Annotated in this window: 20 protein-coding genes, 1 other RNA gene and 1 pseudogene; 21 read left to right on the top strand and 1 reads right to left on the bottom strand. The window is 44.8% G+C overall.

Translation table 11 applies throughout. From position 1 onward, the window contains the following. The 6 genes from ABLT31_RS11515 (at nt 1) to ABLT31_RS11490 (ending at nt 5,788) form a co-directional block, all read left to right on the top strand. A complete protein-coding gene (locus ABLT31_RS11515; RefSeq protein ID WP_367751656.1) occupies nt 1-708 on the top strand; it encodes an alpha/beta hydrolase in 708 nt (235 codons plus the stop codon). Next, on the top strand, nt 701-1,456 hold the full coding sequence (locus ABLT31_RS11510; protein WP_367751655.1) for an alpha/beta hydrolase: 756 nt from the start codon (nt 701-703) through the stop codon (nt 1,454-1,456). Before ABLT31_RS11515 ends, ABLT31_RS11510 begins: the two co-directional genes overlap by 8 nt. An 85-nt stretch (nt 1,457-1,541) precedes the next feature. Continuing rightward, the gene (gene rnr / locus ABLT31_RS11505; RefSeq protein WP_367751654.1) at nt 1,542-3,875 is read left to right on the top strand and encodes a ribonuclease R; all 2,334 of its coding nucleotides are present in this window, start codon (nt 1,542-1,544) and stop codon (nt 3,873-3,875) included. Nucleotides 3,876-4,473: 598 nt separating this feature from the next. Then, nucleotides 4,474-4,935 (top strand): SsrA-binding protein SmpB, encoded by a 462-nt coding sequence (gene smpB, locus ABLT31_RS11500; protein WP_367751760.1) that lies wholly within the window; start codon nt 4,474-4,476, stop codon nt 4,933-4,935. Nucleotides 4,936-5,007: 72 nt separating this feature from the next. After that, nucleotides 5,008-5,364: a transfer-messenger RNA gene (gene ssrA, locus ABLT31_RS11495) on the top strand. A gap of 214 nt (nt 5,365-5,578) precedes the next feature. Continuing rightward, nucleotides 5,579-5,788: a small, acid-soluble spore protein, alpha/beta type gene (locus ABLT31_RS11490; protein WP_367751653.1), complete on the top strand. Its 210-nt coding sequence runs from the start codon at nt 5,579-5,581 to the stop codon at nt 5,786-5,788. Between the two features lie 49 nt (nt 5,789-5,837). On the opposite strand, the gene ABLT31_RS11485 is transcribed toward ABLT31_RS11490, so the two are convergent. After that, a complete protein-coding gene (locus tag ABLT31_RS11485; RefSeq protein ID WP_367751652.1) occupies nt 5,838-7,004 on the bottom strand; it encodes a helix-turn-helix transcriptional regulator in 1,167 nt (388 codons plus the stop codon). A gap of 206 nt (nt 7,005-7,210) precedes the next feature. Between ABLT31_RS11485 and uidA the strand changes: the two genes are divergently transcribed. The 15 genes and pseudogenes from uidA to ABLT31_RS11410 all read left to right on the top strand — a co-directional run bounded on the left by uidA (nt 7,211) and on the right by ABLT31_RS11410 (nt 23,781). Then, complete coding sequence (uidA, locus tag ABLT31_RS11480) at nt 7,211-9,022, top strand: beta-glucuronidase (RefSeq protein ID WP_367751651.1); 1,812 nt, start codon at nt 7,211-7,213, stop codon at nt 9,020-9,022. A gap of 137 nt (nt 9,023-9,159) precedes the next feature. After that, a complete protein-coding gene (locus ABLT31_RS11475) occupies nt 9,160-10,569 on the top strand; it encodes an MFS transporter (protein ID WP_367751650.1) in 1,410 nt (469 codons plus the stop codon). Nucleotides 10,570-10,578: 9 nt separating this feature from the next. Continuing rightward, nucleotides 10,579-10,739: pseudogene (locus ABLT31_RS11470) on the top strand (beta-ketoacyl-[acyl-carrier-protein] synthase II); the annotation flags it as partial. A 503-nt stretch (nt 10,740-11,242) separates the two neighbouring features. Continuing rightward, complete coding sequence (locus tag ABLT31_RS11465; protein ID WP_367751649.1) at nt 11,243-11,953, top strand: GntR family transcriptional regulator; 711 nt, start codon at nt 11,243-11,245, stop codon at nt 11,951-11,953. Between the two features lie 344 nt (nt 11,954-12,297). Then, nucleotides 12,298-13,299, top strand: coding sequence for an MFS transporter (locus ABLT31_RS11460; RefSeq protein WP_367751648.1), 1,002 nt, complete (start codon nt 12,298-12,300; stop codon nt 13,297-13,299). Continuing rightward, a complete protein-coding gene (locus ABLT31_RS11455) occupies nt 13,296-13,625 on the top strand; it encodes an MFS transporter (RefSeq protein WP_367751645.1) in 330 nt (109 codons plus the stop codon). Before ABLT31_RS11460 ends, ABLT31_RS11455 begins: the two co-directional genes overlap by 4 nt. A gap of 77 nt (nt 13,626-13,702) precedes the next feature. Continuing rightward, nucleotides 13,703-14,572 carry a fumarylacetoacetate hydrolase family protein gene (locus ABLT31_RS11450; RefSeq protein WP_367751647.1) on the top strand — a complete coding sequence of 290 codons (870 nt, stop codon included), beginning with the start codon at nt 13,703-13,705 and terminating at the stop codon, nt 14,570-14,572. A gap of 222 nt (nt 14,573-14,794) precedes the next feature. Then, nucleotides 14,795-16,159, top strand: a complete 1,365-nt coding sequence (gene hydA, locus ABLT31_RS11445; RefSeq protein WP_367751759.1) for a dihydropyrimidinase — start codon at nt 14,795-14,797, stop codon at nt 16,157-16,159. Nucleotides 16,160-16,303: 144 nt separating this feature from the next. Further along, the gene (locus tag ABLT31_RS11440; RefSeq protein ID WP_367751646.1) at nt 16,304-17,305 is read left to right on the top strand and encodes an MFS transporter; all 1,002 of its coding nucleotides are present in this window, start codon (nt 16,304-16,306) and stop codon (nt 17,303-17,305) included. Beyond that, nucleotides 17,302-17,631, top strand: coding sequence for an MFS transporter (locus ABLT31_RS11435; protein WP_367751645.1), 330 nt, complete (start codon nt 17,302-17,304; stop codon nt 17,629-17,631). Before ABLT31_RS11440 ends, ABLT31_RS11435 begins: the two co-directional genes overlap by 4 nt. Nucleotides 17,632-17,831: 200 nt before the next feature. Next, nucleotides 17,832-18,557, top strand: coding sequence for a maleate cis-trans isomerase family protein (locus ABLT31_RS11430; protein ID WP_367751644.1), 726 nt, complete (start codon nt 17,832-17,834; stop codon nt 18,555-18,557). Between the two features lie 250 nt (nt 18,558-18,807). Further along, the gene (locus ABLT31_RS11425) at nt 18,808-19,632 is read left to right on the top strand and encodes a transketolase (RefSeq protein WP_367751643.1); all 825 of its coding nucleotides are present in this window, start codon (nt 18,808-18,810) and stop codon (nt 19,630-19,632) included. Next, a complete protein-coding gene (locus ABLT31_RS11420; RefSeq protein WP_367751642.1) occupies nt 19,633-20,574 on the top strand; it encodes a transketolase family protein in 942 nt (313 codons plus the stop codon). Nucleotides 20,575-20,591: 17 nt separating this feature from the next. Then, the gene (locus tag ABLT31_RS11415) at nt 20,592-22,034 is read left to right on the top strand and encodes a four-carbon acid sugar kinase family protein (RefSeq protein ID WP_367751641.1); all 1,443 of its coding nucleotides are present in this window, start codon (nt 20,592-20,594) and stop codon (nt 22,032-22,034) included. 19 nt (nt 22,035-22,053) lie between these two features. Beyond that, complete coding sequence (locus tag ABLT31_RS11410; RefSeq protein ID WP_367751640.1) at nt 22,054-23,781, top strand: thiamine pyrophosphate-binding protein; 1,728 nt, start codon at nt 22,054-22,056, stop codon at nt 23,779-23,781. Nucleotides 23,782-23,820: the final 39 nt, after the last annotated feature.

The following is a 23,820-nucleotide window of genomic DNA, read 5'->3' as shown; positions in this document are numbered from 1 at the left end:
ATGATAGGTTGTTTGCTTCTTCATGGCTTTACGGGCAGCCCTCATGAAGTAGAACCCCTTGCCGTTCATCTGAGCAAGCATGGCTGGAAAATCGCCATGCCAACGTTACCGGGCCATGGTGCTTTCAAGGAAGACATGAAGAAAGTCACATGGAAAGACTGGATCCAGAAAGCAGAAGAAGAGATTCGTGAGTTGCTCCAGGAATGTTCTGTCGTTTATGTGATTGGTTTTTCGATGGGAGGCATGATCGCTGCCTATCTCTCTACAAAATATCCTGTTGCGAAGCTTGTTCTGTTGAATGCTAGCGTATTTTATATGAATCCGGGACAAATGTTCGCGAATATGGCAGAAGCTATTAAGTCCAATTTTAAAGCGGATTCACGCGATCTTATGAAGCGCTACATGCAGAAGACGATGTCTACCCCTGTACGTGCGGTCGTTCATTTTCGTAGATTAGTGAAGGTTCTGAAACCTGAACTGGATAAAGTGACGGTGCCCACCCTCATTCTCCAAGGGGAATGCGATGACTTGGTGGAACCCAGAAGCGCCCATTACATTTATCAGCAGATTCAATCCGAAGTGAAGGAAATTCATTTTTTTCCCCAATCGAAGCATATACTATGCCATGATTGTGAGAAAGAGCAGGTTTTCGCTTTGGTTGAGGATTTTCTTACAAAGGAATTGGAGGGAGCGGAGGTTCGTGTTTGAAGTTCGTTCCATCTTTCATAAAGGTCATAATGGTCGAGGGATTCTCCTGCTGCACGGGTTCACTGGAACCACGATGGAAATGAAGCCGGCAGCGGAATTTTTTAGAGGGAGCGGATTTGCTATTTCCGCTCCTCTTTTAGCTGGTCATGGCAGCTCTCCTGAGCAATTGCGAAAAACAACGTGGAAAGATTGGCTTTATTCAGCGGAAGAAGGCTACCATCAGCTGGTGGATGCCGGATGTCATACCGTATATGCCGTCGGTCTCTCGATGGGTGGGATCCTGGCTTTGAAGCTGGCGAGGCAATATGAATTTCGCGCCATAGCTACCCTCAGTTCGCCCATTTTCGTTCGCGATACCCGGATCAAGCATGCCCGCTGGGCTAAGTGGATTGTTCCTTATGTCCCAGGGTCACGGGAGAAAAAAGCACCTCACATTGAAAAGCACATCCTTCCCTACTCGAGGACGCCGCTGGCCTCCGTTCATAGTCTCCAGCAGTTGATTGAAACCGTCAAGCAAGACTTGCCGCAAATAAAGACGCCCATCTTCATTGGCCAGAGCGGGCAGGACGAAACCGTCAATCCGGCAAGTGCTGATTATATCTACAACCAAATTGGGTCAAACTATAAGAAAATCATTTATTATCCTCAATCCAGCCATATCATCACGTTAGACCATGATCGGCATCAGCTATTTATGGACATTGCCACATATTTTGAAGAGATTACTTGGGATGTGGAGGGGAGATAACCTCCTTTTTTTATCCTTATCGAGGGCATGGCCCCCACCAAGTTTTCTGGTCTGATAACTATATAGAGAAAAAGGAGTGACAAGTGTGGTCACTGAACAAAGAATTGTAGAATTTATGAGGGAAGAGGCTTACCATCCGATGACGGTCCAAGAGCTGGAGGAAGCTTTTGGCGTCGAATCGGCGACGGATTTCAAGGAGTTCATCAAGCTTTTAAACCTCTTGGAAGAGGAAGGTAAAATTATCCGTACCCGCTCGAATCGCTATGGTGTTCCTGAGCGCATGAATCTGATCAAAGGAAAGCTGCAGGGTAATGCAAAGGGGTTCGGCTTTGTCATTCAGGAAACGGCCGGTGAACCGGATATTTACATTTCAGCTCATGATATGAACGGTGCCTTGAATGGGGATATCGTGCTCTGTCGTCCAAGCCCGAAAGTAAAAAGCGGTTCCCGGGTGGAAGGAGAGATTATCCGGATCCTGCAGCGGGCGAATAATCGTTTTGTAGGAACCTACTCTGATGAAAAGAACTATGGCTTTGTCATTGTGGATGACAAGCGCATGTCCAAGGACATTTTCGTTCCTAAAAACATGAGTATGGGAGCAGTCGATGGGCATAAAGTCATCGCTGAGATTTCCAAGTACTCCGAGGATGGACGTACCAACCCGGAAGGTAAGATTGTGGAGATCCTTGGCCACAAGAACGATCCAGGTGTCGACATCCTGTCGATTATTCATAAATACGAGCTGGCCGAAGGGTTTGATGACCATGTCATGGTCCAAGCTGAGTCGGTTCCTGATGAAATTTCGGAAGAAGAATTGCAGGGCCAAGGCCGCCGAGACCTTCGCGACCGTGTGATGGTGACCATTGATGGCGCCGATGCGAAAGATTTGGATGATGCGGTGTCTCTAGAAAAGCTGGATAACGGAAATTATCTGCTTGGAGTTCACATTGCGGATGTAAGCCATTATGTAAAGGAAGGCTCTCCTTTGGATGAAGAGGCTTATCGACGAGGAACGAGTGTTTATCTGGTGGACCGCGTGATTCCGATGCTGCCCCATCGTTTATCCAATGGAATCTGCAGTTTGAATCCTCAGGTTAACCGGCTCACCTTGACGTGCGACATGGAATTGGATGAAGACGCGAAGGTTGTTCGCCATGATATCTACGCGAGCGTAATTAAAACGAATGAGCGAATGACCTATTCGGATGTCTATAAAATCCTCGAAGAGGAAGATCAGGAGCTGATTGACCGATACGAACCGCTCGTTCCGATGTTCCGGATGATGAAAGATGTGGCATTGAGGCTCCGGAACAAGCGGATGGAGCGAGGGGCGATTGATTTTGATTTTAAAGAATCGAAAATCCTCGTTGATCCGGAGGGCAAACCGACCGAAGTGATTTTGCGCGATCGGACGATTGCTGAGCAGATCATCGAAGAGTTCATGCTGGCTGCCAACGAAACGGTGGCTGAGCACTTCCATTGGCTGAATCAGCCTTTCATTTACCGGACACACGAAGACCCGGACGAAGGAAAGCTGCGCAACTTCCTCCAGTTTATTCAAAACTTTGGTTATGTAGTCAAAGGTACACCTAGCGACATTCATCCTCGTGCCCTGCAAATGCTACTAGATCAGGTACATGGGACACCGGAAGAAACCGTCATTAGCAAAGTCATGCTGCGATCCATGAAGCAAGCGAAGTATGAGGCAGCCAATAATGGCCACTTCGGATTAGCGGCTGAGTACTATACGCATTTTACATCCCCTATCCGCCGTTATCCCGATTTGATCGTACACCGCCTGATCCGCCATTGGCTGGAGCAAGGCCCGATGACGGAGGAGCAAAAGGAAGAGTGGGCCGAAAAGCTGCCTGACATCGCCCGCCATACCTCAGAACGGGAGCGCGTAGCCGTTGATGCGGAACGGGAAACAGACGACCTGAAGAAAGCTGAGTTTATGGAAGATAAAGTTGGCCAGGAATTTGAGGGAATGGTCAGCAGCGTAACCAACTTTGGGATGTTCGTGGAGCTTCCGAATACGATTGAAGGGCTCGTTCATATGAGCTACCTCACGGATGACTATTACCATTACGATGAAAGAACCTATGCCCTTGTCGGTGAACGGACGAAAAAATCTTATCGAATTGGCGACATGGTCAATATCCGTGTCGTGGGTGTCAATAAAGATGAGCATACCGTTGATTTTGAAGTCGTGGGCATGGCACAGCGAGCCGAGCGGAAACCGAAGAAAGCCAAGATCGTGATCGAAGCTGGCAAGCGGGAGAAAAAAGCCAAGCCTGGCAAGGTAGCGGTAGCAGCTGGCAAGAAAAAAGGCGACCAGCCTTTCTGGAAAGAAGCTGCGAAAGCCGGCAATAAGAAAGGGCCGAAGAAGGCGAAGCCGAAGAAGAAAAAGAAGAAGTAATCAGGTTTCTCAAAAGTAGCTTAGGTTAGGTGGAGCCAATGGAATAGCTGGAAAATCTCCACTTACAATAAAATTTTATGAGATTTGATATGAAATAGTTGGAAATTGTACTACTAATCACGATAAAGACTGAGTTTTAGATCGTTTTATTGATGATAAGTGGACTTTTTCCAACTATTCTCTTATTACTTTTCTTCCTTTTTAGGCTCTGTTATCTGTCATGGTTGATTTTGCCCATCCTGTTCCATTGCGGACGTAAGATTCGTTAAATGGGAAAAAATCGCCTTGATTGAGAGTAGAGTGGACATAAGTTCCGTTATTTTGTTAAGATTCTGCTCTACTTCACCATTTTTTAGTAAATAACAAACTCAATGTCCGAAAAAGGCTCCTATAGCTGTTTTTCACGAGATTAGCGAACCCTATGTCCGCCTTAACAGAGCCATTTTCTAAATAAGTAGAGTTTTTTTGGAACAAGCCCTTTGTATTATGGGAACTTTTTTCCTTTATAATTGCTCAAAATGGATCCTCGCTTTTTTTCATCTCGGTCCTCTGGTATAATAGGAACACGCTAAAGCATGATGAGGTGAAGAAAGTGGCGATCACACGAGGGGAAAAATTGGTTGCACAAAACAAAAAGGCATTCCACGATTACCATATTGAAGATAAATATGAGGCTGGCATTGTTCTGACGGGAACTGAAATCAAATCGATCCGCCAGGGCAAGGTTAATATGCGTGACAGCTTTGCTCAGATCAGGAAGGGTGAAGTCACCCTGCATAACATGCATATTAGTCCGTATGAGCAGGGGAACCGTTATAATCATGAACCGTTAAGAACACGAAAGCTTCTCCTGCACAAGGAAGAAATCAACAAGCTGATCGGGTTGATTAAGGAGAAGGGATATACGCTCGTTCCTTTGAAGATTTACTTAAAGAATGGACTAGCTAAAGTTCAGCTGGCTACAGCCAAAGGGAAAAAGGAATACGATAAGCGGGAAGATCTGAAGAAAAAGGATGCCCAGCGCGAGATGGCCAAGGCAATCAAGGAACGTTTACGATAATTACCATTTGAAATGTGCTATAGCCTATGCTATATTATTAGTACGTGCTTGAAGTACTTGATATCCCTTTACGGGGGCGTTCTGGATTCGACGGGGGTAGTTCGGGCATGAGTAGCGAGTCGGGGGGCTGCGGGCCTCGTTAACAACGCGGAGTTAAATATAACTGCAAAACAACCTAAATTACAATTAGCTGCTTAATTGCAGTTTAATCCTTCCATAGCAGATCGCCCATGTTTGCTATAGAAGGTCATCTCAGTGGGATAGCTCGTCCGGAGGGTTACTGACCGGAAAGTGAAATGTAGGTAACTAGCCAATCCTGAAGCCTGTCGTTGGGCGTCGGGGCGGCGAATCTCAATGCAGCGACTGCACTCGGAGAAGCTTATGTTGCGTTGCTTTCGGACGTGGGTTCGATTCCCACCGCCTCCACCATACATACTGGTGGAGTTTTTTATTTGTTCCTAAATATTATCGAATAAACATCTTGTCCTATATGGACGGGATGTTTTTTTATTTTAAATAGGTTTACAGCATGATCGTGCACTTGTAAATATTTGACATAATTAACTGTGAATAACCCTCCAAAAAGGTGAGATCCTAACCTTCACAATGATATTCATAATTTTACCTATGGAGGTTGATTTTCATGAGGCAACAAGAAAGTCGTAATTCCAATCAGAAGCTTGTTCCGCAAGCAGCCCGTTCGATTGATCAGATGAAGTTTGAAATCGCTCAAGAGTTTGGAGTACAATTAGGGGCGGATCAAACATCCCGCGTGAATGGATCTGTCGGTGGAGAAATCACGAAGCGTTTGGTTCGATTTGCGGAGCAAGCCCTATCCGGAAGAATCCATTAATGAAAAGAAGCCTTGAGAGGATTTAGAGTCTCAAGGCTTTTTTTTGTCCTTAGTTAGAGTTTCTGTATTTTGTTGGGGTCATGCCTTCCCACTTTTTAAAGACGCGCGTGAAATAGCCGGCATCATCAAAACCAACATTCCCTGCAATGATATCAATGGGAGTGCGTTCCATTTTCAGCATGGTTTTGGCTTCCTCTATCCGGAGCTTATGAAGAAAATCGGTAATGGTCATTCCGGTTTCTTTCTTAAATTGCCTGGATAAGTGGGCAGGGTGGACTAAGCAATGTTGGGCAAGATCCTTTAGGTTGAATGGGTGGCTGAAGCGCACAGTCAAGAAGCTTACCGCTTTTTGAATAAGCGGGGAATAGTCAACGATGGAATGGTTTTTCACTAAATCGCAATATTCATAACACATGGTTTCGATCAGCTTATTTAGGGATTCCAAACTTTCCACTCTCTCAATATGAATGGCGAACTTCTCCGACAAGTGATGAAGGAAGAAGGGTTGGACTTTTCCGTTTTCCGCTGCAATGCGCAGGAGAGTATTTAAAACGATAGCTGCATTTTTCATTATCCGGATCGGTTGATTCGGAAGACGCTCGGAAAAATCAAACAGATCGATGGATTTTAGAAAAGTTTCCTGTACCTTATCCTTATCGCCGCGCTCAACGGCATGCATCAATTCTTTCTGCAGCTGATATCTCAGTTCAATCAAATCCACATATTCTTCATCCGGCTGCTGCAAGGCATGGTGTATGGATGGCACTTTTCGCGCATGAAAAGTCTCAGGCTGTTCATTCACGGCATGAAGCGGAGCATGCTGGAATAGGCCGCTATTATTATAAAGGATGTTGGCCAAGCTCCTTATTTTTGAACTGCCCATCAGTTTGAGTCCCCGCAGGAACTCTTCAAGTATAATTTGCTTCTTTTGATCGATATCGATAGCTGTCCTAAGTTTATTGGTATCCGGTGTTTTCTTCAAAAAGGGACCCATGACAAAAAGCTCGGTTTTTTCTCCCTCTATTTTAACCAAACTAGCTAAATAGGAAAGACCGAAGGCATTGGTATAAAGGCAGCAAGAATCCGCATGCTGCAGGGTCTCCATCCATAGGATCGAAAAATCCTTGTGCTGAATCTCCTTCATAAATTCCGGCAATGGATTCCTCTCAAACGCTAAAAGGATTGAACCGTCCTTTTTTAACACAAATGTGTTCATATCGTTTAAATAAAAGAGGGTTGTAGCTGCGGAAATAAGAAGAGAAGAATGTTCGCTCATTTTAAGAAACCCTTTCCATGTTAAAATCGTCGTAATAAAGCAATTACCGTCCTATTACCTTTGCGATATGCTGAGTATAATGAATTACGTAAACGATTTCAAGTACGGAACGTTCATATAGAAACTAAAACAAAGGAGTGGGAAGCATGTTGTATCCAGTCATCACAGACTCACGAAGCATCATTGATTTAAACGGAATTTGGAATTTCAAGCTGGATTCCGGAAAGGGATTTGAGGAAAAGTGGCATGAAGAAAAACTGACGGACACCATGAGCATGGCGGTTCCATCCTCTTACAACGATATAGGAGTGAGTGCCAGCATTCGCAATCATGTAGGATGGGTATGGTACGAAAGAGAATTTACGGTTCCGAGTGTATTCTTTTCCCAGAGGATTGTATTAAGACTAGGCTCTGCTACTCATGTGGCGAAGGTTTATGTGAACGGAGAGCTTGCCGTTGAACATAAAGGCGGATTTACTCCCTTTGAGGCGGAAATCAATCCCTTCCTGAAAGCCGGCAAAAATAGGGTAACCGTCGCTGTAAGCAATATTCTGGACGAATCTACCCTACCTGTAGGATTTTATTCAGAAAGAGAAATTCCCGGCATGGGGAAAGTAGTGAAAAACACCCCGAATTTCGACTTTTTTAATTATGCGGGCATCCATAGGCCAGTCAAAATTTATACCACCCCGCAAACGTATGTCAAGGATATCACCATTATCACCGACATTGAAAATGCGATGGGAATTGTGCGCTATGATGTGGCGATGGAAGGGGAGGCAAAGGTTAAGGCAAGTGTTGTGGACCAATCGGATAGGGTTGTGGCAGAAGCACACGGGGAAAAAGGTGAATTCAGATTAGAAGATCCCAGCTTATGGGAGCCGCTTCAAGGTTATCTGTATACTCTTAAGGTAGAGCTGTTGGAAGACGGAGAGATCATGGATGTGTACGAGCAGCCATTTGGCATCAGAACAGTGGAGGTAAAAGACGGTCAGTTCCTGATTAACAACAAGCCGTTTTATTTTAAGGGATTCGGAAAGCACGAGGACTCTCCCATTCACGGCAGAGGCTTTGATGAAGCGGTGAATGTGATGGACTTCCAATTGATGAAGTGGATCGGGGCCAATTCGTTTCGCACGGCGCATTATCCTTATTCGGAAGAATTGATGAGACTTGCGGACCGGGAAGGAATCGTCGTAATTGACGAAACGCCAGCCGTAGGGGTGCATTTGAATTTTGCCGCAGCTCTTTTCGGGGAGAGAGAAAAGAGAAATACATGGGAACATATCCAAACCTTTGAACATCATCAGGATATCATTCGCGAACTGATCGCCAGAGATAAAAACCATCCATCCGTGGTCTTGTGGTCGATTGCCAATGAACCGGCTTCTGAGGAAGAGGGGGCCTATGAATACTTCAAGCCGCTTGTGGAATTGGCTAAGGAATGCGACCCGCAGAAAAGACCGGTAACCATCGTCACGCACTTGTGGTCTACACCGGAAACCTGCAAAATCGCCGAACTTGTCGACGTGCTGGGACTAAACCGCTATTACGGCTGGTACGTGGAAGGCGGAGAATTAGAAATCGCGAAGGTGAAGCTTCGTGAAGAATTGGCTGGCTGGAACAAACGCTGTCCCGGAAAGCCGATCCTCATGACGGAGTACGGAGCGGACACTGTAGCCGGATTGCATGATGTGGACCCGGTCATGTTTACCGAAGAGTATCAGGTGGAGTTCTTGCGGGCCAATCACCAGGTTTTTGATGAATTTTCCAACTTTGTCGGCGAACACGTATGGAATTTTGCTGATTTCAACACCAGTCAAGGAGTGATGAGGGTTCAGGGGAACAAGAAGGGGATTTTTACGCGGGAAAGAAAGCCGAAGTTTGCAGCGCACGAGTTGCGCAACAGATGGTCTGCGATTCCTGATTTTGGCTACAAGCAAAATAGAGCAAAATAGTTCCATGAAAATGGGAGTCTGGATTGGGGGATGTATTCCAAAAACGGACTCCCCCTTATCAAAGAATGAAGAAGGGGATCAACCACTTTCACATTTTTGTAAAGGGTTGCAAAAGAAAGCTTAAAGGAGGGGAAAATATGAATCAAGGGGCTCTTGTAAAAACGACGGATACGGCAAGTGCAAATGGGGAAATGAGCAAGTTTGGAATGAAAGATAAGATTGGCTACTTATTTGGTGATTTCGGCAATGATTTCTTTTTTATGCTAGTCAGTTCATTCCTCATGGTTTACTATACCGATATTTTTAATATCAGTGCAGCGACGGTAGGGGTACTCTTTTTAATTGCCCGATTATGGGATGCTTTTGCGGATGTGGCATGGGGGCGTTTCATTGATACAAGAAGACCGAGCCGGCATGGAAAATTCAAGCCGTGGATTTTCAGAATGTCTTTTCCGCTCGTCCTGTCAGGCGTATTGATGTTCGTAAAAATTCCCGGCATGTCTGACGGGTTTTATTTGGCCTACGCTTTCATCACCTATCTTGTATGGGGAACTTTATATAGTACAGTAAATATACCTTACGGATCCATGGCATCCGTTATGACGAGTGATCCTGTGGAGCGTACAACCTTATCCACATACCGAACCATGGGCGCTTATTTAGCTGCTTTAATCATTAATGTGGCCGGACCATTGGTCCTGTTTGTAGACAATAAGGCAGATGCTGACCGTTTTTTGATGGTAGCGATTATTTTTGGCCTTCTTGCCCTCTCTTGTTACATGATGTGTTATAAATTATCTACGGAACGTATTGTTGCACCTGCAACTTCTCAACCAAAGAATACCGTAGGCCAAACATTAAAAGGTCTTTTGCAAAACAAGCCTTTACTTTGGATCCTTACTGCATCGCTCACGTTTATGGTGTGCTTTATGCTGATCAGTGCCGTTAACGTGTATTTGTTTAAAGATTATTTTGGCAACGCCAAGGCGTTAAGCATGGTAGGACTTCTCCAATCCGTCACTGTTTTTATTGCCATGCCGATGGTAAAGCCATTAGTGGAGAAATTCGGGAAAAAAGAAACGGTATCCGCGGGGGTATTGCTTGCAGCCTTTGTATATGTTCTTTTATACTTTTTGCCGGACTTAACGTCCACTCAATTTATAGCCCTTTTATCGATTGCTATGTTTGGATACGCCTTCTTTAATCTAGTGATTTGGGCATTTATAACCGACGTGATCGATTATCATGAATATGTAACAGGATTGCGGGAAGACGCAACCGTTTACTCCATTTATTCCATGGCACGCAAAATAGGCCAAGCGATTGCTGGCGGGATCGGCGGTTTGGCAGTCGCTGCCGTCGGATATGATGCCGCTCAAAAGGTGCAAACCGAAGCTGCGCTAGATGGCATTCATACGCTAGCTACTCTCGTCCCTGCCATCACCTTTGTTGTGATTTTCTTGATTATAGTATTCGGTTACCCGTTGAACCGGAAACGTACAATCCAGCTAGCCGAGGATTTAGAACTGAGAAGAGCCCAGAATTAAGCCAGCTTTTCCATTGCGTTAGCAAAAGTTCTTCAAGAAGGCATCATTCCTCCAACAATTAAGACTATGTACCGAACGTTGCACGTAAAGCGAATGTTAGGATAGGGCTATCCCATTCCTTTGGTTTTGGTGGTCACAATGCCGTCATTGTATTGAAAAAGTACGAATGAAATTGTACGATGGGAGACGTTATTTAAAAAAGAGGGCTGCTTTTAAGCAGTCTTCTTTGTGAATTAAAATAATATATTGAATCTTCGAATTACCTGTGTTAATATAAATTTCACAGCAGTTGATAATTTGTTGGCTTTTAGATTGGCAAAAAACACTAGATGTTTTTGTCAAATCCATTTATAATTATTGCAAAAGGGATATTCTTAATCCAGTAAGTTGTTACTTTTTACTAAAAACTGTCGACAGTACACACATATGAGTGGACCGATTGATTATTTAAAAGTAGGTTCAACTAAGTTTGACTTTTCGGGGGAGATATGAGAAATCCCTATTTTTTTGAGACGAAAACTGTCGACAGTAGTCATTATATTATTATCTATAATAATTATGAACGATGGAATATTAGGGGTTTAATGGGTTGTGCCTATCTACGTGTGTTTACGGGGCCCTATTTTAAGAAAAAATAAAATACAGTAAAAAGAAAATAGGAGAGGGAAAGAATATGGATGAATATGCAGTCGAAAAATCATTGCCTTACTATGACCAAATCTATCAGTCTATTCGAGAGATGATTTTTAATGGAGTTTTCAAACCGGGTGAAAGGGTATATGAGGCAAAGATTGCAAGGGAATTTAATGTTAGCCGAAGCCCGGTTAGAGAAGCGGTAAAGATATTAGAAAAAGAAGGGTTATTAGTAGTTGATGACAAATCAAGAATTTCTGTTTTTAATCCGACGGTAAAGGATTTTGAAGAGATATATCAATGTCGAATCGTTCTTGAGTCGTTGGCTACTCAATTGACAACAAGACTAGCTACACAAGAGCAACTTTCCGAAATCGAGAACGTGATTGTCCAAACCAGAAAATACTTAGAGAAGGAAGACCATAACCGTGAAAGTATTATTGACTTGAATGCCGAGTTTCACGAATTGATCACAAGGTATAGTCAGAATAGCAGACTGCAGAAACAACTATATGACCTGCGTTCACTAAGTCACTATTACCGAGTTATGAATTTTAAGGGAGATAAAAGAGAATGGACGCTATATAAAGAGCATGAAGAGATATTGAATTTCATGTTGGCCAGAGACGCTGAAAAAGCTTCAGCTGCTATGGCTAAGCATATTACAAACGATCTCCTGCATTTTAAGAAGATAACCAGCAGCCTTGATAACACTACACTTTTGAACATAAAAGGAATTATGGGATCATAAGGTGTTGATCCCATAATTAGATCAGATACGTTTTTTAGGTTTATTGAAATCTGATTTGTTGCACGTAATTTTTTGAATCATTTAATTTTTAAATTTTGTAAGCGTATACGAATGGGTGATTATCCATTCCTTAAAAAGAGAACAAAACAATGCGTGCTTTCCTTAGATAAAGAGATATTCATTTATCTAATCATTCTTGACTTAAAAATAGTTGCATATCATCCTTTTGCAATCAGGAGTTATGAAGAGGTTTACATATGAAAAGGGGGTGATAGGGGGACAAGATGCAGGCCATGTCCTGAAATAAACCGTTTGTTTTTAATTTTTTCGAAAAGGGGAAGTCTATGCAACAGCAAAGTGAAGGTGTTCGTACCTCACACGAGACAAAAGTCTTGGAATTAGGGAAACCGACGCGAGTCCGCTGGCACGTATTTTATGTCTTGCTGGTTCTTGCAGCCATCAACTATGTGGATCGCGCCGTGCTTTCGATTGCGATGCCGGAAATTCAAAAAGACTTAAATCTGGACCCTGCGATTGTCGGTATCATCTTAAGCTCATTCTTCTGGGGATATGCCCTGATGCAAATTCCTTCAGGCTGGCTGGCGGATCGTTACCGACCGGATAAGATGGTGGTTGGAGCGGGAATCCTTTGGGGGATTGTGCAAACGCTAACCGGATTTGTCCATGGAAGCAAAATGCTCATCTTTCTTCGCGTGTTGCTGGGCATTACCGAAGCGCCGGTATTTCCGGGTGGGGCAAAGCTGCAATCGGTGTGGCTGACTTCCAAGGAAAGAGGACGCGGAGCTACCTTGCTAGACAGTGGTGCGCCGCTGGGTACGGCTATCGGGGGCCCGATCATTATCGCGTTTATGACTTGGTTTGGGGGTTGGCGGGGAGCTTTAATTGGAGCCGGAATTTTGACCATTATCATTGCCTGGTTATGCTATCTGGTGATCAAAGGAACCCCTGAAACCAATCCGCGAGTCAACGAAGCGGAGCGCGAATATATAAGAAGAGCACTAGAGGAAGAATACGAGGCGAATAAGAAGCAGGCGGTTCTCAATGTAGGCATGAAAACCTACTTGAGCAGCCGAAACTTCTGGGGGATGTGCTTGGGGTGGTTCTCTTTCAATACCGTCTTTTACGGACTGATGACATGGGGTCCGAACTACCTAGCCGAAACGCAAAATTTGGATATTAAGAGCATTGGTTCCTCGATCTTGATTATTTTTGGAGCGGGCTTTGTCGGTGAATTAGTGGGCGGATGGGTCGTAGACAAATGGCGAGAAAACGGCGGAAATCATAATACGGTGATGCGTACGGTTTTCGGTATCGCAGGGACATGAGCTCAGTGTCTATCTTTTTGCTAACGAAAACAACGTCCTTGTATGTCGCCATCGGCTTGCTTGCCGTTACGCTGTTCTTCCTTCGTTGGGGAGGTGTGTTCTGGAGCGTGCCGGCTGCGATTGCCCAACGCCAGCATGTGGGAGTGGTTGGCGGATGCATGAACTTTGCGGGGAATGTTGCGGGCGTCATCACGCCGATCTATGTAGGCTTGATCGTATCCTTTACGGGATCCTTTTTCATTGCCCTCATGGTGCTTGCCTTTGCGGGATTATTATTGGCAACTGCAGGTTCCATGATCAATTACACGAAAAAAGTAGGGACATAGGCAGGCACATGGACCGTTGGCGCGACACCGGTGCCGGATAAAGACAGTTATAAAAACAGGGCTCTTGGAGGTCAAAAATGATCACAATTAATTTTTACAAAGGAAACAGATTGACATTGGGAGTTAAAACCGAAAAAGGAATACTAGATGTAGAAGAAGCGATAAAACAGTGCAGAGAACACAAGTACATTCCCAAAACCGTATCAAATTTGATAGAAGATGGGGAAAAAGGTAGAGAAAGTTTAGCTGAATTGGTGGATACCGTTTATCAGGAGGATTCGTTATTCCTTCAAGAGGATTCACTGGAGTTTGGACCTTGTGTATCGGAACCACAAAAAATTATATGTGTAGGATTAAATTATAAACGGCATGCAGAAGAATGCAAAATGCCCTATCCAGACACGCCTATCCTTTTCAGCAAGTTTAGCAACACGCTATCAGGCCATCAGCAGGAGATCATATTGCCTTCGAAGTCTTTGCAAATTGATTATGAAGCTGAGTTGGCTATTGTTGTAGGAAAGGCTGCTAAAGATATTGAGAAGGAAGAGGCTCTTTCCTATGTCTATGGTTATTGCATTGCAAATGACTTGTCGGCACGTGATTGGCAATCGAAAAGCTCTCAATGGCTATTGGGTAAAACTTGTGATGGGTTTGGCCCTATAGGACCGTATTTAGTCAGTAAGGAAGAAGTGGATAATCCTAATGAATTACGCATTCGGTGTTTGGTTAACGGAAATACGAGACAAGACTCCAATACTTCAGATATGATTTTTAGCTGTGAAGAAATTGTGAGCTACATATCTCAGCATATGACCTTAAATCCAGGGGATATCATTCTTACAGGGACTCCTGAAGGTGTAATCATGGGGTACTCGGAAGCGCGCAGAACCTGGTTAAACGATGGGGATGAGGTAACCGTTGAAATACAAAAGAAACAATGTTTCTAATTAAGAAACAAAGTGAATAGGAAAGGCTATAATATAGGAATCTCTGAAATGGAGGTGCTAGTTTAAGGTTTAAATAATCTGTTACTCTCGCATATACCCTTTAACTGTCGACAGTAGGCAGAATGAGCAGAGTGATACTTGTTTCAGACAATGAGTTGAAGGTGGTTAAAACACTTATTTCTTGATTTGTGCACCTAGTTTGCCATTTAGACCATGATGGAGGTGTTTGGTTTGAGAACGATTATTCAAAACGGAACAATTGTAACGGCGGCCGATTCTTTCAAGGCAGATATCCTGATTGAGGGAGAGGTAATCACGACAATCGCCGACAACATCATCCCATCCGCTGGCGATAGGGTGATCGATGCCTCCGATCAATATGTTTTTCCAGGGGCGATTGATGTCCATACCCACCTGGCATTCCCAGGTACCGTGGATGGTTTTGAAAGTGGTACGAAGGCAGCAGCTGTTGGAGGAATTACAAGCATCATTAACTTTACTGATCCGAAAAAGGGCCAGTCTATATTAGAAAACGTTAGAGAATGGAAGAAGAAAGCTAAACCAGCGTACATTGATTATAGCTTTCATTGCATCATTAATGAATGCAACGAGAAGGTTCTAGAAGAAATTCCGCTCTTGGCACAAGTAGAAGGAATCCAGTCAATTAAATTATTTATGGCCTATAAAGGGCACCTCATGGTAAATGATTTAGAAATGTATAAGTTAATGAAGAAAGCTGGCGAAGCGGGAATCATCATCAACGTTCATGCTGAGAATGGGGATGTGATTGATGAACTTGTCGCAGAGGCCATTATGAAAGGAAACAATGATCCTATTTACCATGCTTATACTAGACCGACTTCTCTTGAAGCGGAAGCGACCAATCGGGCGCTGCGGATTGCGGAAGCCGCCAATGCATCCATTTACATTGTTCATGTCTCCTGCGAAGATGCTTTGTTCCAGGTTGAATTGGCGAAAAAAAGAGGGGTTGAAGCTTATGCCGAGACTTGCCCACACTATTTAGTGCTAGATAGCAGCTATTTGGAGATGTCATTTGAAGAAAGTGCCCCATATATCTGTTCTCCGCCCCTTCGTGAAGAATCGAATCAGGAAGCCCTATGGAAAGGGATTTCATCCGGACTGATTTCGACTGTTGCCTCGGATCATTCTTCTATCCCGTTTAAAGGGGGAAAGGAGTTGGGAGTAAATAATTTTTCTGAAATTATGAATGGGTGCCCTGGTATAGAAGACCTATTTTCTATCGTATATCATTTTGGGGTTCATCAAGGGCGAATCTCCCTTCAAAAGTTTGTGGAGATCACGAGTTCAGGCCCGGCGAAGATTTTCGGGCTTCATCCGAAAAAGGGAACGATCGCTGTAGGGAGTGATGCAGATCTGGTCATCCTGGATCCGAGTCGTTCTAGAGTGATATCAAAAGATACGCAAAAACAAGGCACCGATTATAACCTATATGAAGGAATCGAAGTTCAAGGAGTAATCTCTCATGTATTATCCCGCGGCGAAGAAATTGTAAGGGAGGGTTCACTGACAAGCGAGTCAGGACGAGGCCGGTTCCTTGCTCGATAAGAGATGGGACAATTAGATTAAAAAATCTCAATTAATCTATTAAATCTAAGCCAACTGAAAGGGGGTGATAGAGTGGACAAGGTACAGGCCATGTCCGGCGATAGCTTCGTTTGTTTTTAAATTTTTCGAAAAAGGGGGATGTCTATGCAACATCAAAGTGAAGGTGTTCGTACCTCACACGAGACAAAAGTCTTAGAATTAGGGAAACCGACGCGAGTCCGCTGGCACGTATTTTATGTCTTGCTGGTTCTTGCAGCCATCAACTATGTGGATCGCGCCGTGCTTTCGATTGCGATGCCGGAAATTCAAAAAGACTTAAATCTGGACCCTGCGATTGTCGGTATCATCTTAAGCTCATTCTTCTGGGGATATGCCCTGATGCAAATTCCTTCAGGCTGGCTGGCGGATCGTTACCGACCGGATAAGATGGTGGTTGGAGCGGGAATCCTTTGGGGGATTGTGCAAACGCTAACCGGATTTGTCCATGGAAGCAAAATGCTCATCTTTCTTCGCGTGTTGCTGGGCATTACCGAAGCGCCGGTATTTCCGGGTGGGGCAAAGCTGCAATCGGTGTGGCTGACTTCCAAGGAAAGAGGACGCGGAGCTACCTTGCTAGACAGTGGTGCGCCGCTGGGTACGGCTATCGGGGGCCCGATCATTATCGCGTTTATGACTTGGTTTGGGGGTTGGCGGGGAGCTTTAATTGGAGCCGGAATTTTGACCATTATCATTGCCTGGTTATGCTATCTGGTGATCAAAGGAACCCCTGAAACCAATCCGCGAGTCAACGAAGCGGAGCGCGAATATATAAGAAGAGCACTAGAGGAAGAATACGAGGCGAATAAGAAGCAGGCGGTTCTCAATGTAGGCATGAAAACCTACTTGAGCAGCCGAAACTTCTGGGGGATGTGCTTGGGGTGGTTCTCTTTCAATACCGTCTTTTACGGACTGATGACATGGGGTCCGAACTACCTAGCCGAAACGCAAAATTTGGATATTAAGAGCATTGGTTCCTCGATCTTGATTATTTTTGGAGCGGGCTTTGTCGGTGAATTAGTGGGCGGATGGGTCGTAGACAAATGGCGAGAAAACGGCGGAAATCATAATACGGTGATGCGTACGGTTTTCGGTATCGCAGGGACATGAGCTCAGTGTCTATCTTTTTGCTAACGAAAACAACGTCCTTGTATGTCGCCATCGGCTTGCTTGCCGTTACGCTGTTCTTCCTTCGTTGGGGAGGTGTGTTCTGGAGCGTGCCGGCTGCGATTGCCCAACGCCAGCATGTGGGAGTGGTTGGCGGATGCATGAACTTTGCGGGGAATGTTGCGGGCGTCATCACGCCGATCTATGTAGGCTTGATCGTATCCTTTACGGGATCCTTTTTCATTGCCCTCATGGTGCTTGCCTTTGCGGGATTATTATTGGCAACTGCAGGTTCCATGATCAATTACACGAAAAAAGTAGGGACATAAGCAGGCACATGGATCGTTGGCGCGACACCGGTGCCGGATCGACGACAGAAGCGAAGCTGAGATCGATCACAGGAATGATTTTACGCTGCAGCTGATGCCTACAGCAACCCTTTATCAGTCGTAGAAAAATATCTTAAAGTTTATTATATCAGATTTTTATATATGAGAACAAAATAAAAAAATAAGCGGAGGAATATAAGATGAAAGAACCTAAAAAAATTGGAATGTTGACCCCATCTTCGAACACGATTTTAGAGCCGGTATGTTCCCGCATGCTGCATGACGTGCCTGAGGTGACTTGCCATTATGGACGATTTGAAGTAACAAAGATTTCTCTGGAACAGGATGCCTTAGCCCAATTCAACTTTGAACCGATGCTGCACGCGGCAGAACTGTTGGCGCATGCCGAAGTGGATGTGATTGCATGGAACGGAACATCCGGGGGGTGGCTTGGTTTTGACGTTGACCAGGAACTTTGTGCAGCGATAACGAGGAGAACGGGCATTCCTGCAACGACGTCTATGTTAGCGCAAATGGAAGCGTTTAAAGCCCATAACATCCAGTCGTTGCACCTGGTGACCCCATATATTCCGGAGATCAATCAATTAATTACCGAGCAATACAAGAAACATGGCGGCATTGAAACGATTAAGATGGAAGGATGTGCGCAAACGGTCAACCGTTCGTTCAGCCAAGTGGACCAAAGCCGAATCGAGAACATGATCCAGGCGGTATCCGCTTCTCCTGCGGATGCATTAAGCGTTGTATGCACGAACTTCCCAGCGGTCAACCGAGTGGAATATTACGAAGATACGTATGGCTTAACGATGTACGATACGATTAACGTGTTGATATGGCAGTGCTTAAAAATGGTAGACGTGGATCCGCAAAAGGTAAAAGGATGGGGAAGGCTGTTTCAAATCTAGGGATTAATCTTTTTACTATGTATTGGGTAAAAGAGCATTCAATTCGTAGACTTGAGTGCTCTCTTCTCAAAGTAAGCCTAACGATTGACCGGAAGCAGCTTGCAGCAAGTAGTAAAGACGACGCTCTTGGTGGCAGAATAATTCACACCCAAATAAAGAAACGATGTTTCTCATATAGAAACAATTTTAAAAAACAAAATATATGTGAAACGATGTTTCTTAATTAGAAATAAAAAGGAGGAATCATTGTATGGCTTTCACCGCAGATAAATTAGAGCAATACCAAGAAATCACGAAGAAGATTCGCAGGTACATTGTCAAAATGACGAATCACGCGGGGAGCGGTCATCCGGGCGGCTCCCTATCCGCTACGGAATTGCTTTCGGTGCTATTCTTTGAACACATGAATGTCGATCCCCAAAATCCAAATTGGCCAGACCGCGATACCTTTTTCCTTTCGAAAGGTCATTGTACTCCGGTTTACTATTCTGTACTAGCGCTGAAAGGTTTTTTTCCAGAGGAAGAACTCATGACTTTCCGTGACGTCGATGGCCGATTGCATGGTCATCCGTGCAGTGAACATTGCCCTGGCGTGGATATTTCTTCCGGTTCGCTTGGTCAAGGGCTTTCAGTCGCTAACGGAGTGGCGTTGGCTGCAAAATTGGATGGTAAGTCCAGCCGCCAGTATGTCATGATTGGCGACGGTGAACTTCAGGAAGGTCAGGTTTGGGAAGCGGCTATGACGGCTCCGCATTTCGGGTTGGATAGTGTTTGCGCGATTGTGGACTGGAATAAGATCCAGCTCGATGACTATGTGGAAAATGTAAAAGGCGCAGCAGATTTAGCTGGAAAATGGAAGTCTTTCGGATGGCATGTAATCGAAATCGACGGCCACGATGTAGATGCAGTAGATCATGCGTTTAGAGAAGCGAAGGAAACGAAAGGAAGACCTACAGTCATTTTGGCTCACACCGTTAAGGGGAAAGGGATTTCCTTTATGGAAAATACAAGCAAATGGCATGGATTGGCTCCAAGCGATGAGGAACTAGAAACTGCGTTAAAGGAGTTGGCATAAATGGCTCAATTGAAAGAACCGCGTGAAGGATACAGTGAAGCGCTTATCCGCTTGGGCAGCAAGCATCAGGATTTGGTTGTGTTGGATGCGGATTGTGCGAAATCGAATCTAACCAATTTGTTCAGAGATCAATTTCCAGAGCGTTTCTTCAATATTGGGATTTCGGAATGTGACCTTGTAGGGACAGCTGCCGGACTAGCGCTAGCGGGAAAAATCCCTTTTGCTAACGCTTATGCTAACTTTTTGACCGGCCGCGGTTTCGACCAGATGCGGATTTCCGTCTGCTATGCCAATAACAATGTAAAAATCATCGGGCATAATGCCGGAACGTCAGCTGCACAGGAGGGGGCTACCCATCTTCCTTTAGAGGATATTTCACTTATGCGTTCCTTGCCTCGCATGACTGTATTGGTTCCTGCAGATTCCGTTGAAATGGAAAAGGCTGTAGAAGCTGCATACAACCATGAAGGACCCGTATATTTGCGCGTCGGGAAGCTTCCGACTCCAATCGTCACCCAAGCCGAAGATCCGTTCCGGATCGGAAAGGCGATTCGTTATCGTGAAGGCTCTGATGTATCGATTGTTTCTACAGGCATTATGCTCAGTGAAACCTTGAAGGCAGCGGAGGAATTGCAAAAGCGAGGGATTCATGCGGAAATTATCCATGTTCATACGATTAAGCCAATAGACGTAGAGGCGATTGTGCAAACCGCCAAAAAGACCGGCCGCGTCGTTACCGTTGAAGAACATTCCATCATCGGAGGCTTAGGCAGTGCCGTGGCTGAAGTCCTTGCCGAATATCAGCCAACTCCGCTGCGCAGAGTGGGAACACAAGACCGTTTCGGCGTATCCGGCAAAATGAATGAACTGCTAGATTTCTTTGGATTAAGAGCAGCCAATGTCATCAAGGCGGTCGAAGAGCTTTTAACCGTAACAGTATAAGGAGAGGAGGATGTTAAATGAATCGAACATCCAGCCATAAAACCGTTGAAGATGTGTTTGCCTGCCTTCCTCCTATCATTGAAGAAGATGACATGGGCGATGAGATTCGCCGATTGTGGAAACAAAATGGCCATAAGTTAGTCGTACTCGATGATGATCCAACCGGTGTACAAACCGTTCATGATATATACGTCATTACAGATTGGACCAAAGAATGGATTCGCCAAGGATTGTCTGACGAAAGAAATGTCCTTTATATTCTGGCGAATACCAGAAGCTATACGCCAGAGATGACTGAAAGGATCAATCGTGAGATCATCATGAATCTTTGTGCAGTGGCTGATGAACTGCAAGTTGATTTTTCGGTGATTAGCCGAGGTGATTCAACCCTGCGCGGTCACTACCCATTGGAAATCGACGTGATGGCAAAAGAGCTGACTAGATGCGCGGGCAAGTCTTTTGATGGGCACTTGATCATTCCAGCTTTCTTTGAAGGCGGCAGATATACGATTGGTGATACCCACTACCTCCGCGAAGGCAATCATCTGGTGCCGGTTCATGAAACGGAATTTGCGAATGATCTGGTGTTCGGTTTTACCGATGCCAATCTTCCCAATTGGGTTGTCGAAAAGGGAGGGGCGCAAAAGACTGAACAAGTCAGATCGATTTCTCTTGAAGATATCCGCGAGGGCAGTGTTGCGCGGGTGCTCCATATTCTTCTTGAAGCTCATGATAATTGTCCGATCGTGGTGAATGCGGCTTCTTATGATGATTTGAATATTATCTCCTTGGCACTCATTCGGGCTTTGGAAGCAGGAAAAAGATTTTTATATCGAACCGCAGCTTCATTTGTCAAATCTTTTGGGGGAATAGCTGCCCGCCCGTTTCTACATGGCGAGGAAATGGTCGCGGCAGAGGGGAAGAACCACGGCGGATTGATCATTGTTGGCTCACACACCAAGAAAACGACGGAGCAGTTGAACCAGCTGGTGAGTGAGTTTGATATAAAAACGGTTGAGATGGACGTCGTGCAACTGTTAGATGATACTTCCAGAAAAATTCAATTGGAGCATGCGCTTACGATAATTGAGGACAGAATTTCGAATGGTCTGGATACGATCCTCTTTACCAGCAGAAAGGTCGTGACAGCAGCGGATATAGCGGATAACTTAACGATTAGCCAGACGATTTCAGCCAGCCTAGCCGAAATCGTGAGAACCCTATCCGTCACACCGCAGTTTATCGTGGCTAAAGGCGGCATTACATCAAGCGATATCGCAACACAAGGATTACAAATCAAAAAAGCAAAAGTTCTAGGTCAAGCGGCATCGGGAATTCCTGTATGGTATACCGGTCCGGAAGCGACCTTCCCGAACATACCCTATATCGTTTTTCCGGGGAATGTGGGCGAACGAGATACTTTAGTTGGGATTATCAGGAATATAAAATCCATTTCATGATAACTAAGGAGGATTCACTATGGCAAAGCAAAAAATGACGGTAGCAGAAGCAATTGCACTTTATTTGAAGAAAAAAGGGGTAGAACAGATTTACGGTGTTCCCGGTGTTGCAATTCTTCCACTATATGATGCGATTCGGGAATTGACAGATATCGAATCCTACGTCGTTCGTCATGAACAAACCGGTATTTTTATGGCTGATGCTTATTCTCGTGCCACCGGTAAGGTAGGCGTATGTGCAGCTACATCCGGTCCTGGCGGTACCAACTTCATTACCGGTCTGTATGGTGCATACATGGATTGCGTCCCAATGATCGCTTTTACCGGCCAAGTAGCTACTCACCTGATCGGTACACAGTCTTTCCAGGAAGTGCCGATTACAGAAATTGCTAGACCAGTAAGTAAAGAAGTTTACTTGATGAACGATGCGAATACTGCGGTACAAAGATTCCACGAAGCTTGGGAAACTGCAACTACTGGAAAAATGGGTCCTGTATTAGTCGACCTATGCGTAGACGTACAAAAAACGGTAGTTGAAGTTGATCTGGATGAATTTGTGAGCGTACCTGTGGAATTACCGCAAGCTACGGATGAACTTATTGCTAAAACCATTGAGCTTCTGAGAGAAGCGAAGAAGCCTGCCATTGTTTCCGGAGGTGGTATAAACCTGGCCAATGCGACAGCTGAGCTAAAAGAATTGGCAGAAACTCTGCAAATACCAGTAGTTACATCAGTAATGGGAATTGATACCTTCCCGAATGACCATCCGTTGTTTGCGGGACGTATGGGTACCATGCTGAATACTCCACTTGGAAACAAGACGATCCTGGAAGCGGACATGGTCATTAACCTTGGCGGACGTTTCGGTGACCGAAGTATCGGTAACTTCGAAGAATTTAAGGCAAACAAGAAAATTGTCCATGTCAACTTAGATAAGAAACAAATCGGAAAATATCTTGAAACGGAATTGGCTGTGGTAGCTGATGTTAAGTCTTTTATGGTGAAGCTGACCCAGGCCGTAAAAGCACTGACTCAAGAAGTAGCAGCTACAGCATTAGAAATAAAGCCATTGGATTTAACCGAAGAACGCACCAGACTGGCGCGTAAAACCGATTTTGATTCCACACCGATTAAGCCTCAGCGTGCGTTAAGAGAGCTTCGTGAATTCCTGGATCGTGACGCATTCGTTTCTCATGACTGCGGCATCAGCCAGATCTGGTCTTGCCAGCTGTTTGAAACCTATGTCCCGCGCTCTTATTTGATTACTGGAGGAGCAGGTACCATGGGTTGGGGCCTTGGAGCTGCGATGGCAGCAAAATTAGCTTTCCCTGAGCGTCAAAGCGTAAATATCGTAGGTGACGGCAGTTTAGGTATGTCCCTGCAGGATTTGGCTACTGCCGCTAAGTTTAATATCCCAATCATTGTATTTGTTATGAACAACTCCTTGCTTGGTTTGATTCGCCAACAGCAAAACTGGTGGTATGAAAAGCGCCGCATTTCCACGGACCTCATTTACACAAATGAACTATGCGATAATGGCGAGCGTGGAATTGACTTCGTAAAAACTGCTGAAGGGATGGGGGTACGCGGAGAACTTGTCACCGATTGGAGAGATATCAAACCAGCTCTTCAACGTGCAGCGGAACTCGGCAAGCCTTATCTCATTGAAGTGATCGTTGACCCTGCTGCTGAATGTGGCTTCTCGCCAAACGGAAGACTTTCTACCGTGGATTACGCTGTAAACTAGGTTCATTGTTTTCGGAAAGTTCAGATTAATATTTCTCCT

This window comes from Ammoniphilus soli, assembly GCF_040813775.1.
Note: the sequence above shows the minus strand (reverse complement) of the source record. Positions and strands in the feature narration are given on the sequence as shown.

What these genes read in the sequence shown, in the direction of transcription:
- ABLT31_RS11430 (WP_367751644.1), top strand. Translation starts at nt 17,832, where the DNA reads ATGAAAGAACCTAAAAAAATTGGAATGTTGACCCCATCTTCGAACACG.
- ABLT31_RS11485 (WP_367751652.1), bottom strand. Translation starts at nt 7,004, where the DNA reads ATGAACACATTTGTGTTAAAAAAGGACGGTTCAATCCTTTTAGCGTTT.
- ABLT31_RS11415 (WP_367751641.1), top strand. Translation starts at nt 20,592, where the DNA reads ATGAATCGAACATCCAGCCATAAAACCGTTGAAGATGTGTTTGCCTGC.
- uidA (WP_367751651.1), top strand. Translation starts at nt 7,211, where the DNA reads ATGTTGTATCCAGTCATCACAGACTCACGAAGCATCATTGATTTAAAC.
- ABLT31_RS11490 (WP_367751653.1), top strand. Translation starts at nt 5,579, where the DNA reads ATGAGGCAACAAGAAAGTCGTAATTCCAATCAGAAGCTTGTTCCGCAA.
- ABLT31_RS11455 (WP_367751645.1), top strand. Translation starts at nt 13,296, where the DNA reads ATGAGCTCAGTGTCTATCTTTTTGCTAACGAAAACAACGTCCTTGTAT.
- ABLT31_RS11475 (WP_367751650.1), top strand. Translation starts at nt 9,160, where the DNA reads ATGAATCAAGGGGCTCTTGTAAAAACGACGGATACGGCAAGTGCAAAT.
- ABLT31_RS11465 (WP_367751649.1), top strand. Translation starts at nt 11,243, where the DNA reads ATGGATGAATATGCAGTCGAAAAATCATTGCCTTACTATGACCAAATC.
- ABLT31_RS11420 (WP_367751642.1), top strand. Translation starts at nt 19,633, where the DNA reads ATGGCTCAATTGAAAGAACCGCGTGAAGGATACAGTGAAGCGCTTATC.
- ABLT31_RS11410 (WP_367751640.1), top strand. Translation starts at nt 22,054, where the DNA reads ATGGCAAAGCAAAAAATGACGGTAGCAGAAGCAATTGCACTTTATTTG.
- ABLT31_RS11460 (WP_367751648.1), top strand. Translation starts at nt 12,298, where the DNA reads ATGCAACAGCAAAGTGAAGGTGTTCGTACCTCACACGAGACAAAAGTC.
- ABLT31_RS11450 (WP_367751647.1), top strand. Translation starts at nt 13,703, where the DNA reads ATGATCACAATTAATTTTTACAAAGGAAACAGATTGACATTGGGAGTT.
- ABLT31_RS11435 (WP_367751645.1), top strand. Translation starts at nt 17,302, where the DNA reads ATGAGCTCAGTGTCTATCTTTTTGCTAACGAAAACAACGTCCTTGTAT.
- ABLT31_RS11440 (WP_367751646.1), top strand. Translation starts at nt 16,304, where the DNA reads ATGCAACATCAAAGTGAAGGTGTTCGTACCTCACACGAGACAAAAGTC.
- ABLT31_RS11425 (WP_367751643.1), top strand. Translation starts at nt 18,808, where the DNA reads ATGGCTTTCACCGCAGATAAATTAGAGCAATACCAAGAAATCACGAAG.
- ABLT31_RS11515 (WP_367751656.1), top strand. Translation starts at nt 1, where the DNA reads ATGATAGGTTGTTTGCTTCTTCATGGCTTTACGGGCAGCCCTCATGAA.